Here is a 14,343-nt window from a genome sequence, read left to right as displayed (position 1 = left end):
CTAAAATTTTTATAAAAAATGAGCAGAGTTTTAGCTTTAAGAGATGCCCTAAAGGAGGCGATGATAGAAGAAATGAGACTGGATGAAAGAGTCTTTTTGATGGGGGAAGAAGTAGCACAGTACAACGGAGCATATAAGGTGAGTAAAGGAATGTTGGATGAGTTCGGTGAAAAAAGGGTTATCGATACCCCGATTACCGAATTGGGATTTGCCGGAATAGGTGTTGGTGCTGCGATGAATGGATTAAGACCAATCGTTGAATTTATGACATGGAATTTTGCTATTTTGGCATTTGATCAAATCGTAAACAACGCTGCTAAAACTTTATCTCAATCTGCTGGAGAATTTAAATGTCCGATTGTATTTAGAGGTCCTTCAGGGGCAGCTGGACAGTTGGCCCAGCAACATTCACAGACTTTTGAAAGTTGGATGGCCAATACCCCAGGTTTAAAGGTGATTAGTTGTATCGATCCAGGTGATGCTAAAGGATTACTTAAGTCTGCGATTCGCGATGAAAATCCTGTTTGCGTAATGGAATCTGAGATCATGTATGGATTTCAAGGTGAAGTGCCCGATGGTGAATATTTAGTGCCTATTGGCAAAGCTGCAATACGAAGAGAAGGAAGTGATGTAACCATCGTTTCTTATAACAAAATGGTAGAAGAAGCGAAAAAAGCTGCAGAGGAATTGGAAAAAGAAGGTATTTCTGCCGAAGTTATCGATTTGAGAACCATTCGTCCTATGGATCATGCTACCATTATAGCCTCTGTCCAAAAAACCAATAGATTGGTTGTCGTAGATGAAGCATGGCCATTTGCCGGTGTATCTGCTGAAGTAGCTTATATCGTTCAAAAACACGCTTTTGATTACTTAGATGCACCTGTAATTAGAGTGAACTCAGCCGATGTGTCTTTGGGTTATGCGCCTACTTTCGTAGACGAATACTTGCCCAATCCAACTAAAATAATTAAGGCAGTTAAAGAGGTAATGTACGTCAATAAATAGGATGAAGTTAGATGGAATATTTTCCATCTCTACTCCATTTGATAAATAAAAAAACGGGTTAGGTATTTCATTACTTAACCCGTTTTTTATTGTATTCCTGTGTGGGAAATTTACATGATATTCTCTTGCAATGAATGAAGGAGGGTAATACCTTTTTTGTGTACATTTCGTTATGTATTGTGAACTGATATAATTGCCGTATAGTTATACGATTTACGTTTTATGATGACGGAAAAAATTTTTGAATGACTGAATGTAGTTGCCCTTTAGGGCAACCAAAGGTCGTAAATCGACCTTTGACGAAGATGACCGAACAAAATGCGCAGCATCATTGATCCTAAATGGATCAATGGTGAGGGAACCGAAACCTCCGTGTTTCGGGTGGGTAGGCCACTGTGTCGAGGCATGATTGCCCTGGAATTCCTTGTTAAGATACTACCAGTATAGCATTACGTCTTAATCCACAATATTTAAGCCGCAATGCATTGCGGCTCTACAATAACTCGAAAGATTTCCGTCAATTATAAACGTAATTCGTATTAAAGAGAATCTGTATACCGTTTGCATTCTATTTATAATAAGGTTGAATCGATTTTTTTTATGATATTATAGTTGTGGTTGTAGAGGATATTATAAAGCAGAATAATTATAGATGAATTTTCAATGAAATTTGAAGGAGAAAAGTTATATTTTCTTTATTTTAGTAATTACTCGTACGATAAATTAGTTCTTTGGTATAAAAAATATATTATTTTTTAAAATTCATGGTTATTTTTTATGACTTCAGTGAAAAGAGTAATAATTTGTATGATTACATAAAATACAATTAAATTATGAAGAGAAGAAAATTTGTAAAAAATAGTGTATTGGCCGCGTCAGCATTTTCCATTGTTCCCGCTTCAGTTATAGGAAAACCAGGTAGGAGGGCACCTAGTGATAAATTAAATATTGCCATGGTGGGATCAGGCGGTAGAGGTGAAGCACTTTGGGGCGCTGTAAATAAAAGTGGCTTGGGTAACATTGTAGCCCTTGTAGATGTAGATAGCCAACGGGCAGCCAATGCTTATAAGTCCAATCCCAAAGCTAAAAGATTTAAAGATTATAGGAAATTAGAGGAAATTCAGGATGAGTTCGATGCCTTTATGGTGGCTACTCCTGATAATACCCACGCAGTAATAGGTATGGCACTCATGGATTTGGGCAAACATGCCTATATCGAAAAGCCATTGGCTCACGATATCTATGAAGTGAGAATGCTTACTGAAAAAGCAGCAGAAAAGAATTTGGTTACCCAGATGGGGAATCACGGTAGTTCAGGTGAAGGCATCCGTCAAATATGTGAATGGATATGGGGCGATGTCATCGGTGATGTTACTGAAGTATTCTGTTGGACCAATAGACCGGTTTGGCCTCAAGGCAAACCGGCTCCTAAAGGAGCTAAGGCCATTCCAGATAGTCTGGATTGGAATCTTTGGTTAGGACCAGCTCAATACACTCATTACAGTCCGGAGTATTCTCATTTTAAATGGCGAGGATGGTGGGATTTTGGTACTGGAGCTTTAGGAGATATGGGATGTCATATAGTGGATCCTGCATTTAAAGCTCTGAAGTTGGGATATCCAACAGAAGTAGTGTCAAGTAATACCACTACTTGGGTTGGAGATTTTGTAGAAGCCGATTATAGTAAAAGTTGTCCCCCTAGTTCTATTACCCAATTAAAATTTCCTGCCAGAGAGGGTATGCCAGCTGTTAAAATGCATTGGCATGACGGCGGTTTAATGCCTTCTTTTCCTGAGGGAATTGATGCCGATACCAAGATCGGTAATTGGGATGGTGGAGTTTTGTTTGTCGGTAGTAAAGGAATGTTATCTGCCGGTTGTTATGGGGTAGACCCAGTCCTTCATTTTCCCAATAATAATAAACCTAGTTCACTGCCCAAACCCTATTTAAAACGGGTAGAAAATGGAACAGAAGGTCATCAGGCGCAATGGGTGAAAGCTTGTATGGAAGGAGGTGAGACATCATCGCCATTTTCGTATGCCGGTCCGTTGTCAGAAACTGTATTAATGGGCAATCTGGGCATTAGAAGTTATCAGTTAAAACAGTTGCAAGAAGGTAAAACACCTACTTCATGGGCTCCTTATGACTATCCGGGAAGAAAAAAATTGTTGTGGGATGGTAAAAATATGAAGGTTACCAATTTCGATCCTGCCAACGCATTTGTTAAAAGAAATTATAGGGACGGATGGTCTTTATAAAAGGTAAATAAAACATAAAGATGAACACGAATTCTAGTCGAGCAGATCAAGCTATAAGCAATCATATGTTATTGGCTATGGGGGCGGGTTTGATACCACTTCCATTGGCTGATTTTTTTACTGTGGGAGCTATTCAATTGGATTTAATTAGACAATTGTGTAAAGTCTATGAAGTCGATTTCAAGGAAGAGGAAGGTAAAGCTATCGTATCGGCTCTGACCGCATCTCTTCTGGCAAAAGTAGGTGCTCGAACCGCCATTAAATTAATTCCTGGAATAGGATCAGTGATCGGAGGATTGACGATGTCAGTCCTCTCTGGTGCCTCGACCTATGCTACTGGCCACGCTTTCAAGACTCATTTTGAAAAAGGAGGTACAATCTTAGATATAGATCTAAATAGATTAAAGAAGTACTATCAAAGTAAATTTGAGAAGGGAAAAGAGGAAGCCATTAAATATAAGAAGGCACAAGGTGAACAGGAGGACGGGACTAAAGAATATTCTTCGAAGGAAGGAGAAGGTGATTCTGATTTTTTCAAAGTAAAATCGGAGGAGGATGAAAAATATATTGAACTTATTCGAAAGATGAAAGATTTGGGAGAATTGAAAAAAGAAGGGCTTATCACAGAAGAAGAATTTGTGAGATTAAAAGCGAAATTTTTAAATGAATTTTAAATATCCTTATGTAATTACAAGGCCGAATATTGCTGATTATCCCAGTCATCTTAAAGATTATATATTGAAATCGAAGGGGAAGGATGGATTTGAGGCATTGTTGCTGTCTGCTGAAGCAGTAACTCAACAATTATCAGAATTGTCTGTAGAGGAATTATCCAATAGATATGGAAAGGATAAGTGGTCGTTGCAGGAAGTGTTTATGCATCTTATCGACAATGAGCGAATGTTTCAGAATCGTGGATTTCGGATTGCTAGAAATGAGTCAAAGTCACTGAGTGGTTATGATCAAGACCGTTATGTGAAATCATATCCAAAAATTGTACGGACTAGAGAAAGTCTCATTGAAGAATACGAAACAGTTCGAAAGAGTACATTTTTGTTGTTTGTGAGTTTGACTGGTGATATGATGACTAAAAAAGGTCGAATAGGGAGGAATGTTATTGACTTATCAGCGATTCCCTTTATAATCGCTGGCCATGATTGGCATCATTTAGAGGTGATTAAAAGAAAATATCTAAAATAAAAGAAAACATTATGACTTTTTTTTGATAATATTTTATTTTTAAATTATATTTGTTATATGAGAAAAAAGTCCTTGAATACGACAGCAATTTGTTTAATTGCTTTAATAATATTGAGTTTGACCTCTATTGTTTTTATAGAGTTTAATCGCGATTTATTATATGCTGGCAACTCAAATGTGTTGATTAGTTTATTTGAAGAGGATCAAATAAAGGAAACAACTATGTTAAAGGGTTTGCTTCAGTTTGTACAAGCATTTGTACAAACTTTTTAATAATAGATTATCCAATCTTCTATTTAGGTTTTTTAAGTCCATTTAAAAAATCCTTAATATTCATTTTTCTCTTTCCAGCCCATTGCACAATTTCTAATTGCAAATATCCGTCTGCGGTATATAGTTTAAATATAGATTTATAATCCAATTCTATAGAGCCTATTTGCTTAGAATGAGCTTCTATAATGGGTTTAGCTTTAAATATCTTTAGTGTTTTACCTTCATAGTTAATCCAAGCTGCTGGGTAGGGACTCATTCCACGAATGAAATTATTGAGAGATTGGGTAGATTTTGAACAATCCAATTCATTTTGATCAAAGAATACTTTAGGTGCATGAGAGCTGAGGCTTTCGTCTTGTTTTTGGGGTTTTAAACTTCCATTTTCAATACCTTCCAATGTTTCTAGAATAATAGGACCAGACAATTCCATTAATTTGTCGTGAAGGTCACCAGCGGTATCTTCTTTATCGATGGGGCAGCTAGACTGTAGCAAAATTTCTCCCTGGTCGATTTTGTCGTTAATATAGAATGTGGTTAGACCTGATATTGTATCACCATTGATAATAGCCCAATTGATGGGTGCTGCTCCTCTGTATTTAGGCAGTAGGGATCCATGAATATTGATGGTACCTTTCGAAGGTAAATTCCAAACCAATTTAGGTAATTTTCTAAAGGCGACGACTACAAATACATCGGCCTTGATCCGACGTAGGGCATTTAGAAATTTAGAACCGTTGAGTTTATGAGGTTGAAGGATGGGGATGTCGGTATTTCTGGCATATTTTTTAATATCGGATTCTAACAATTGGGTTTGGGATCGTCCTCCTAATTTGTCTGGAACGGTGACGATAGCTTCCACACTGTGTTTGGAATTTATCAAAGCTTCCAGTGTGGGGATTGCAAAGGATGGGGTGCCCATAAATACCACTTTCATAGTTAGATTTTTATTATAAAGTCAACAAGACTGTAAATATACACAATCGACAAATCAAGCATAGATGACGGTGATTTTTTTTGGTCTATATAGGAAGAGGTGAGAAGAAAGATCGTTTATATTTTAATGTATTTATTTTAACATCAGGACATTAGGAGTGGTAATGCTAAATGATTTTTCTTTAATGGATGATAAAGAGTATTATAGAAAAACAGGATAAAAATTGAATTTCTGTTTTCCGATGTTGGGAATTAGGATGATGCATATAGAATCTTCTGATATACAGATGATTGAGTCTATTTTTTTGGAAAGACAGAAGATGGTATTGCGGAACTGAAGTTGGTGTTTTATAATTAGTTATTTAAAGGATAATTGATAATCCAGTAATAACAATAAAATTTTATATCGCCATGGAAGAAAAATTTAAAAGTGTGTCTATTTATGACCTATATGAACGTTTCCCAAACAGAGAAAGTTGTTTGGCGTTTTTGGCTAAAAAGAAGTGGGAATTAGGATTTAAGTGTAAACATTGTGGACATAATCATTATTGTAGCGGAGGGAAGCCATATATTAGGCAGTGTACAAAATGCAGATACAAAGAATCCGCAACGGCAAATACCTTGTTTCACAAAGTGAAGTTCGATTTGGTCAAAGCTTTTGCCATTGTCTATTTCATAGCTACCAATAAGAAGGGAATGTCTTCTTGTGAATTGAGTCGAAGTCTTCAGTTGCGACAAAAGACTTGTTGGCTATTTCGCCTTAAGGTTTTAACGGCTATGGAAAGCCACCAAAATGTCGGATTAAGTGGAAAAGTAGAAATATCGGATTTTGAAATTGGTATGAAAAAGGTCATGGAAAACGGCCAAGAAGTCCGCTATAAGAAGAGAGTGGTCATGGCCTTGGAGAAAAAAGGGAAAGGTGTTTCTCATCTCTACGCCAATGAAGTTGAGAGCCGAGGAGCAGATCAAATCGATGATTTTGTGGATCGTGTAGTGAACGAAGGTGCTTTAATAAGCTGTTATAAATGGCATGGATATAATCATGTTTGTAAAAATTATCAAGTTATTAAGCGAATAAAAAAATCAAAGACATCGTTTATGCCATTATCTAATAGGTTAGAGAACAGTATAATATCCTGGTTGAGGGGAATTCACCATCATGCAGAATTACTGCAGTATTATTTGGATGAATTTTGTTATCGCTTCAATCGAAATCAGATGAAGGAGGAGATCTACGATCATCTTTTGATACGAATGGTTTTTCATCGTCCGAGGACATATCAAGACATTATCGGCTAAATGCCTAATTAGATAACAATCCCCAATCTTACACCAAATACTCTATAAGTTCTTTTAAAAAACGTTGTCTAAGTATGGTCGAGCTATAATTCTCTTAACCCTAGGGGGTAGATTAAAAATGAGTAACTATTAAATAATATATCAATGGATCTTAACTCATGAAACAATGAATTAATCCTCTGATAATTCAATGGCCAGATATAATCTATTTAAAATCCATACCATCGTCCTTCATAATAACCATACCATAAAATTGTCAAAGGTGTGGAAAATGTCAATATATGCTATCCCCAATTGATTCTGTAATAAATTTCCTTACAACGATATTTCTATAAATTTTACTGCTCAATATCAATAATGGTTTAGTGGCTTCGTCAATGTTGTAATGAATTAAAATTCGAATTGCTATCGATATAAAGTATAAAATCAAAATTTACTTATCTTTCCCCTATATTCTTTACTGACGAAATAAAATTTATTTAAAATGAGAAAATCGAAATTCTTTCTTCATAGTGTCATCAGTGGATTGATCTTATTGTTTGCCTTTAATTCTTCCTATAGCACTGACCTCATTCCTCAACCACCTATTGAGAATAGTAAAATTTTCGAATCGTTAAAACTGAAAAGTAATATCTTAGGTAGAGATGTATCCTATTCCGTATATATGCCTGCGGATTATTTTATTTCTGATAGAAGTTATCCAGTCCTTTATTTACTTCATGGCTATACCGATGACGAGACAGGTTGGACCCAATTTGGAAACGTACAACACATCGCCGATGAAGCTATTCAAAACGGAAATGCGTCATCAATGATTATCGTTATGCCAGATGCAGGGGTGTCTTGGTATATCAATAGCGCAGATGGTGAAGAATTGTATGAAGATTTCTTTATTAAGGAGCTGATCCCTCATATAGAATCAGAATTTCGCGTGAGAAGTAAAAGAGAATTTAGAGCGGTGGCTGGCCTTTCCATGGGTGGATTTGGATCTATGGTTTACGGATTAAAATACCCCGATATTTTCGCTTCATGTGCTCCATTAAGTGCAGCATTCTTTACCGATGAGGAAGCCCAAAATATGGATGAATCAAAATGGGATAAAATGTTGGGCCAACCCTTTGGAGCTGGTCTTAAAGGAAGTGATCGATTAAATGGCAATTATAAAAACTATCATTACAAAAAGTTGATCGCTGACTACAGCAAATCAAAATACAATAATGTGAAATTTTACATCGATTGTGGTGACGATGATTTTCTAATTCAAGGAAATATGAAATTAAAGGCTGCCTTAACCAATACCGGTGTAAAACATGAGTTTAGAGTTCGCGACGGTAGTCATTCATGGTCTTATTGGAGATCCGCTTTGCCTCAAGTGCTTTCCTTTGTATCTAATTCATTCCATCGCTAAAATTTTCGACTGTTTTTTTTATTCAAAACTATGGATGCCCCAAACATAGTTGGTATACACCGACTATGGTGGGCAATACACAAGACATTTGTTTCCCTATTAAGCCTTGTACTGAGACCATAATAATATGTATTCTTCTAACTATAAGAAAAGAATACATGGAGCTATTAAGTAAAGTGAAATGAAGTCTATCCGAAAATCATTAGATAACCGACATTCTAAAAGGAATCGTCTTCGTAGTTTTTTCAATTTACCCTTCTAGCTGTTACATCAACATAAAATCAAAGGACAGCTTAGTTGATTTCTATTGAAAATCATTGTTTAATAGAGTCAGTCTGAGATGACGGTATTTTAAATATATTTGACTCCCGCTGTATTGTGATTGTCTGATATAAATAGGGCCAAAATTTTTGATGATTTTTAATTGAGAAATCTAACCCCTTTGTATTATTCCATCACTATTGCGGCTCTATAGTGACAGTACGACTACTATAACCTGTTTTGTCAAATGCTTTTAATTTAATATTGACAAAATCATTGGATAAAATAATTGGTGTGGTATAGGTCTTAGAATTTCTGTCTGGCTCACTTCCGTCCGTCGTATATTTTATTTCGAGGTCTGGCCAGTATGAGTTGGCGATTAGTTCTCCGTCCTTTATGATTCCTCCCGGAGGTGATAAACGGTAGTTTAGGGTTTCTGTTGTTGCTGCTTGTAACATGGGAATTTGATATTTTCCCACATTGTATTTAAAAGCTTCCCAGTCTTTGTAAAATGCTTTTGATTTAGGTTTGCCTTGCCATGTTGGCTCAGGATTCCACGCTCGCTCAAAAAGTCCAAATGCCTTAGGAATTAAATAGTATTGCAAAGCAGCAAAATTATGAACGGTTTCTGTCCATAATTGTCCTTGTATACCTAAAATATTTTCTTTTTTCTCTAATTTCTCCTTTTGTGAATGATCTGTATCTAGTAAATGTCCCATAGGATCTGTAGAATAACTGGTATACATATCATAGGGTTGCATAGAAAAAGATTTTTCCATGTCGATAAAACCAGACCAGTAAAAACCAGATTCATCTGGATGCTTGTCATAGGCAAAATCAAAATACAAATTAGGAGCACTGCTAATAACAATATTAAAATCTTGATTCGCCAACTTATAAGCCAACTCTTGACTATCGTCAGGACTATCGGGGTCCCCAGGCATGGTATTCCATACATAGGGTATCATCGATGCGCTTTTGGTTACATCGATATTATGTTCAGAATTTAATGCGATTTCTTGCCATCCCGCCATGAGGATGTCGTGTTTCACTAGTATTTGATTGATCCTTATAAGAAAATCACTCATTAAATCATTGCGGTCTAAACCGTTTTCTTGTATCCATTGATCACAGGCTGGGGAAGAGGTCCAGACTCCATGAGGAACTTCATCTCCTCCAATATGTACCATTTCCAATTTTAACCCTGCTTCATCGTAATACTCTTTGATTTGAGTGATTACCTTTTCAAAAAAAACATAGGTTGAAGGCTTGCATACATTGATAACATTGTCGTTGAATTGTTGTATTGAACTGTATTCTGATTCATCTTCTAAGTCTGAAAGTAAGTACTGAGTGGCCTTATCTATATCCTCATCCTTATAATTCATGTATCGATGCTCCATACTTTTAACTGCTGCTCTTGCATGACCAGGCATGTCCACCTCAGGTATTACTTTAATGTGTCTTGCTTTGGCGTATTCTAATATTTTTATGAAATCTTCTCCCGTGTAATATCCTGTGACTTGCGAAGGTTGGGCTTCTGGTCCTGAACCATATGAAGGTTGTAGATATTGTGATTCATTTGGGGAATATCCTCTAAATCCACCAAAATTTGTTAGTTCTGGCAAATCCTTAATTTCCAATCTCCAACCTTCGTCGTCGGTGATGTGAAAGTGAAAGGTATTCATTTTATACCGGCTCAATAGATCAATAACCCAAAGTACTTGATCCACGGATTTAAAATTTCTACCGACGTCTAACATAAATCCCCGATATTCTAAACTGGGATAATCCGATATTTGAACCGCGGGAAGTGAAGCAGTGGGCTGATGATAATCGTTAGGGTCAATTAATTGCAATAAACTCATTATCGCATAAAAACCTGCTCTTTGGTTGGAGGCTATTATGGTTACTTTTTGCTTGTTTACAGATAATTGATAGTCGTCATTAATGGAACTTAATTTTAACTCAGGTCGATGAATCATTTCAATTTCTAAATAATTGTCTCCACTTAACTCTGGCAAAAATCGTCCGATTTCCTCTTTGAGATAGGCCATTTCGTTGTTGAATACTTCGTCGCCAGAAACTTTTATATTGTTAAATATTACCTTGCGGTTAGAAGAAATCATTTTTTTAGGTCTCGGTATTATGGAGTGTTTAAATTCCTCAATATTAGATTGTTGAATATTGATATCGTAATAGGTGGCTGCACTGGGGATTGGAATTAGGTCTTCATTGGATCGCAACCAATTTTTACCTAGTGGAGGAACTGAAATAGAAAGGTCTTCAATTTTGTTAACTATTCCGTTCTGGCTGTTTACAAAATAAAAACCAGAGGGGAAATCTGAATATTTTATTGCAGGACTGCCCACAGTCAACGGTATTCGCAAAGTATCTGATGCTGATAAATTAAATCCAGGCTTTGGTGTTATTTTATATAAATCTCCATTAATATGTTGAATATTCACATTAACAGATGGTTCAATGGAGATACTCCCTGTAATTTGATTAAAGTATAATTCCCAGTCAGCAACTACTGGGGTAGTCGATTTGTTGATTAATTCAAATGTTGCCTTGTGCTGTCCAGTTTCATCGTTTCCTTCAAATAAATATCTCAACTGCATATTACTTAAATCCGAGATTGGACTATCGGCACAACTGAGAAAAGACCAATAACTAAGAAATAAAAATAAATAGGCAACCGGCTTGTTCATAAATTTTATTTGAAGATTTATAAAATGCAAATATAAGATGTAAATCGATTGAAATGAAATATCTCTTTTGTTAATAGTAGGGACGAACATTTATCAAAGTACTCAACTATTATCCTTTATTCGAACTCTGGGTATAGTTGATATAACATTGAAAAATATTATATTTATGTATTTACGCCATCTAATTGAAGGTCATATTATATTTCTACCCTATTATTTTAGACGATTCAACTTTTATTCAGCAATAAATGTTAACTTATTGTTGTTTTTGCGGATTTAATCCATAATAATAGATCGATTAGTCTGAATTTCATATCTTTAAAATAAAATATGTCTTGGAAAACATGGAAAGGTAAACCTCTTGACCAGGGGCTGAATGATGTACTTGAAAGAGATATTACCAAAGAACTTTCTAATGGTAATGCCATAAAATTATGTGTCGGCACTGATTCTCAAGTTAAGAATGGAACCATTACCTATGCAACCGTAGTAGTGATCCTGAGGTTCAAGAAAGGTGGTTTTATGTATATACGCAAAACAACTGGCCATTCCAATATAACCCTAAAACACAGAATGATCGAAGAGGTAGGCAAATCTGTGGCTGTAGCCTATGAAGTAAGTCCAATCGTTAAAAAATATAAGGTTCCTATGGAAGTCCATGCAGATATCAATGCCAATCCCCAATTTTTGTCCCATGTAGCCTTAAAAGAAGCTATGGGCTATATCGTTGGTATGGGCTTTGTATTCAAAGCCAAACCAGATGCTTTTGCCAGCTCTAGTTGTGCAGATAAATTCGTATAATTGCCTAAAACCTATGATACAAATATTTATTACCGGTGGTACTTTTGACAAAGAATACAACTATATTTCTGGAGAATTGAGTTTTAGTAAAACCCATTTGCCCGAAATGCTAAAAAGAGGTAGATGTAGTCTAGATACCGTGGTGGAAACTATTATGATGAAAGATAGTCTGGACATGACAATAGGTGATCGGAGATTAATTGCTGAAAAAATGATTGATTCTCCCCACGATCAAATAGTATTAACTCATGGAACTGATACTATGGTGGATACCGCAGCGTATTTGGCCAAAGAAAATGCCCTTCAAAATAAAACTATTGTTATTACCGGTGCTATGATTCCTTATACATTCGGTGTGTCATCGGATGGTTTTTTTAATTTGGGAAGCGCATTGTCATTCGTGCAAGTCCTCCCGCCTGGATTGTATATCTCAATGAATGGTCGGTATTTTAATTGGGATAATGTTCAGAAAAATTACAATACAGGTATATTCGAAATACCCACCCCACAATTTTAAAATTTGATTACCTCGATATCAATCGATAGGGGAGATACTATACATTATAGATCACAAATATTTATATTTTATTGAAAATCTTATCCTTAAATGGATAAAAAAAGATCTGCTTGAAAATATAGGCACGATTATTGTTAATAATTTTCATATTAGATGATCATGTAATATGATTTATTAAATTTGTTCGTACTTTTGACCAACTTTGACTATTAAAATGTACTTCATGAAACGATGTTTTCTTTTATTCATTATGATGATGGCAATATTTGTAGGGAATCGTGCTAATGCACAAAATCCATTGCAAAAGAATGCTGTAAATTTTAAAGTTTTATTTTTAGATTATACTGGGCCTATATCCGGAGACTATGGTGATTTTAAAAGCTATACCAGCGGAGTAGAAATGGGATATACTCGGAATTTATATTCCTTTTTAAATGTTAACGTGCCTCTTAGATTTGCTATAGCTAACTTCAATGATCCGTTGAAAAACGATGTTACCGGTGATTTAGGAGTCTTGTTTCAAGCTCAATTATGGGAGAGGGGTAAATTGTTCGTCCCCTATGTAACTGCCGGAGCCAATGGTGTCTATGAATTCAAAGGTGAGCAATTTGGCCTACAAATTCCAGCTGGATTAGGGGTAGATGTACAGGTCGGTACCAGTGCTTTTCTCAATGCCCAAGTGGAATATAGACTTGGATTGGCCGATAATAGAAACAATGTCCATATTGGATTGGGTTTGAAGTACCTTATCGGTAAAAAGACAGATGAGAAAAAGGTTTTATTGAAACCTGTGGATTTTGATAAGGATGGTGTTCCTGATGATATTGATGATTGTCCTCAAGTACCTGGTTTGCCAGAATTTAATGGCTGTCCTGATACCGACGGTGATATGATTCCAGATAATATAGATCTTTGCCCAGATATTGCTGGCTCTGCAACAGGAAATGGTTGTCCCGATAGTGACAACGATGGGGTAATCGATCCAGAAGACGAATGTCCTAATTTGCCAGGAACAGCAGAAAATAATGGATGTCCTAATTTTGATAAGGATAATGATGGTACCCCTGACAATAGAGACTTGTGTCCCAATGAACCTGGACCAAAATCAACCAATGGTTGTCCTGATAAAGACGGTGATGGTGTGTCCGATAAAGAAGATCGATGTCCTGAATTGGCCGGTAGCAAAGAAAACGAAGGATGTCCAGATACCGATAACGACGGTGTCCACGATGGAATAGATAGATGTCCCGGTACACCAGGAGATCCTGCCAATGATGGTTGTCCATATGTGAAGGCTGAAGTAAAAGAGATCTTGGACTTTGCGAGAAAAGCAGTACAATTTGAAGTGGGTAGTGCGACCTTGCAATCTCAATCTTATGTGGTCTTAGATCAAATCGTTCAAATTTTGAAAGACAATCCAACCTATGGAATTCAAATCTCTGGTCATACCGATGCCACTGGAGATGCCAATGCCAATGTAGACTTGTCAGCGAAGAGAGCCAAAACTTGCTACGACTATTTAATTAGAAAAGGTACGAATCCCAATAGACTTGATTTTGTAGGCTATGGTGAGGCTCGTCCTATCGCTAATAATAATACCGCAGCAGGTCGATCTTTAAATAGAAGAGTAGAGTTTGAAGTGAAATTCAAATAAAATAAACCGATATAAGCGTT

The 14,343-nt window shown here is 36.2% G+C and carries 12 protein-coding genes; 10 read left to right on the top strand and 2 right to left on the bottom strand.

The annotated features are described in order from the left end of the window. Window positions 1-18: 18 nt before the first annotated feature. The 5 genes from LVD51_RS04435 to LVD51_RS04415 all read left to right on the top strand — a co-directional run bounded on the left by LVD51_RS04435 (window position 19) and on the right by LVD51_RS04415 (window position 4,736). A complete protein-coding gene (locus tag LVD51_RS04435; RefSeq protein WP_236969985.1) occupies window positions 19-1,005 on the top strand; it encodes a pyruvate dehydrogenase complex E1 component subunit beta in 987 nt (328 codons plus the stop codon). A gap of 833 nt (window positions 1,006-1,838) precedes the next feature. Next, the gene (locus LVD51_RS04430; protein WP_236969984.1) at window positions 1,839-3,263 is read left to right on the top strand and encodes a Gfo/Idh/MocA family protein; all 1,425 of its coding nucleotides are present in this window, start codon (window positions 1,839-1,841) and stop codon (window positions 3,261-3,263) included. 20 nt (window positions 3,264-3,283) lie between these two features. Further along, window positions 3,284-3,937 (top strand): YcjF family protein, encoded by a 654-nt coding sequence (locus tag LVD51_RS04425; protein WP_236969983.1) that lies wholly within the window; start codon window positions 3,284-3,286, stop codon window positions 3,935-3,937. After that, window positions 3,927-4,463 (top strand): DinB family protein, encoded by a 537-nt coding sequence (locus LVD51_RS04420; protein ID WP_236969982.1) that lies wholly within the window; start codon window positions 3,927-3,929, stop codon window positions 4,461-4,463. Before LVD51_RS04425 ends, LVD51_RS04420 begins: the two co-directional genes overlap by 11 nt. A 57-nt stretch (window positions 4,464-4,520) precedes the next feature. After that, a complete protein-coding gene (locus tag LVD51_RS04415) occupies window positions 4,521-4,736 on the top strand; it encodes a hypothetical protein (protein ID WP_236969981.1) in 216 nt (71 codons plus the stop codon). 19 nt (window positions 4,737-4,755) lie between these two features. Here the strand turns inward: LVD51_RS04415 and fmt are convergent, their stop codons facing one another. Next, complete coding sequence (fmt, locus tag LVD51_RS04410; protein ID WP_236969980.1) at window positions 4,756-5,670, bottom strand: methionyl-tRNA formyltransferase; 915 nt, start codon at window positions 5,668-5,670, stop codon at window positions 4,756-4,758. Between the two features lie 410 nt (window positions 5,671-6,080). On the opposite strand from fmt, the gene LVD51_RS04405 reads away from it, so the two are divergent. Both LVD51_RS04405 and LVD51_RS04400 read left to right on the top strand, forming a co-directional pair. Further along, on the top strand, window positions 6,081-6,968 hold the full coding sequence (locus LVD51_RS04405; RefSeq protein WP_236969979.1) for an IS1595 family transposase: 888 nt from the start codon (window positions 6,081-6,083) through the stop codon (window positions 6,966-6,968). A 484-nt stretch (window positions 6,969-7,452) separates the two neighbouring features. Then, entirely contained in the window at window positions 7,453-8,376 is a 924-nt protein-coding gene (locus LVD51_RS04400) for an alpha/beta hydrolase (protein WP_236969978.1), read from the top strand. 458 nt (window positions 8,377-8,834) lie between these two features. Here the strand turns inward: LVD51_RS04400 and LVD51_RS04395 are convergent, their stop codons facing one another. After that, complete coding sequence (locus LVD51_RS04395; RefSeq protein WP_236969977.1) at window positions 8,835-11,351, bottom strand: family 20 glycosylhydrolase; 2,517 nt, start codon at window positions 11,349-11,351, stop codon at window positions 8,835-8,837. A gap of 330 nt (window positions 11,352-11,681) precedes the next feature. Here LVD51_RS04395 and LVD51_RS04390 point away from each other — a divergent pair, with 330 nt between their 5' ends. From LVD51_RS04390 to LVD51_RS04380, 3 genes are all read left to right on the top strand, one after another. After that, window positions 11,682-12,152: a ribonuclease H-like YkuK family protein gene (locus LVD51_RS04390; RefSeq protein WP_236969976.1), complete on the top strand. Its 471-nt coding sequence runs from the start codon at window positions 11,682-11,684 to the stop codon at window positions 12,150-12,152. Window positions 12,153-12,165: 13 nt separating this feature from the next. Then, window positions 12,166-12,669, top strand: coding sequence for an asparaginase domain-containing protein (locus tag LVD51_RS04385; protein WP_236969975.1), 504 nt, complete (start codon window positions 12,166-12,168; stop codon window positions 12,667-12,669). Between the two features lie 223 nt (window positions 12,670-12,892). Beyond that, entirely contained in the window at window positions 12,893-14,323 is a 1,431-nt protein-coding gene (locus LVD51_RS04380) for an OmpA family protein (RefSeq protein ID WP_236969974.1), read from the top strand. Window positions 14,324-14,343: the final 20 nt, after the last annotated feature.

Source organism: Membranihabitans marinus, assembly GCF_021729155.1.
GTDB classification, from domain to species: domain Bacteria; phylum Bacteroidota; class Bacteroidia; order Chitinophagales; family Saprospiraceae; genus Membranihabitans; species Membranihabitans marinus.
Note: the sequence above shows the minus strand (reverse complement) of the source record. Positions and strands in the feature narration are given on the sequence as shown.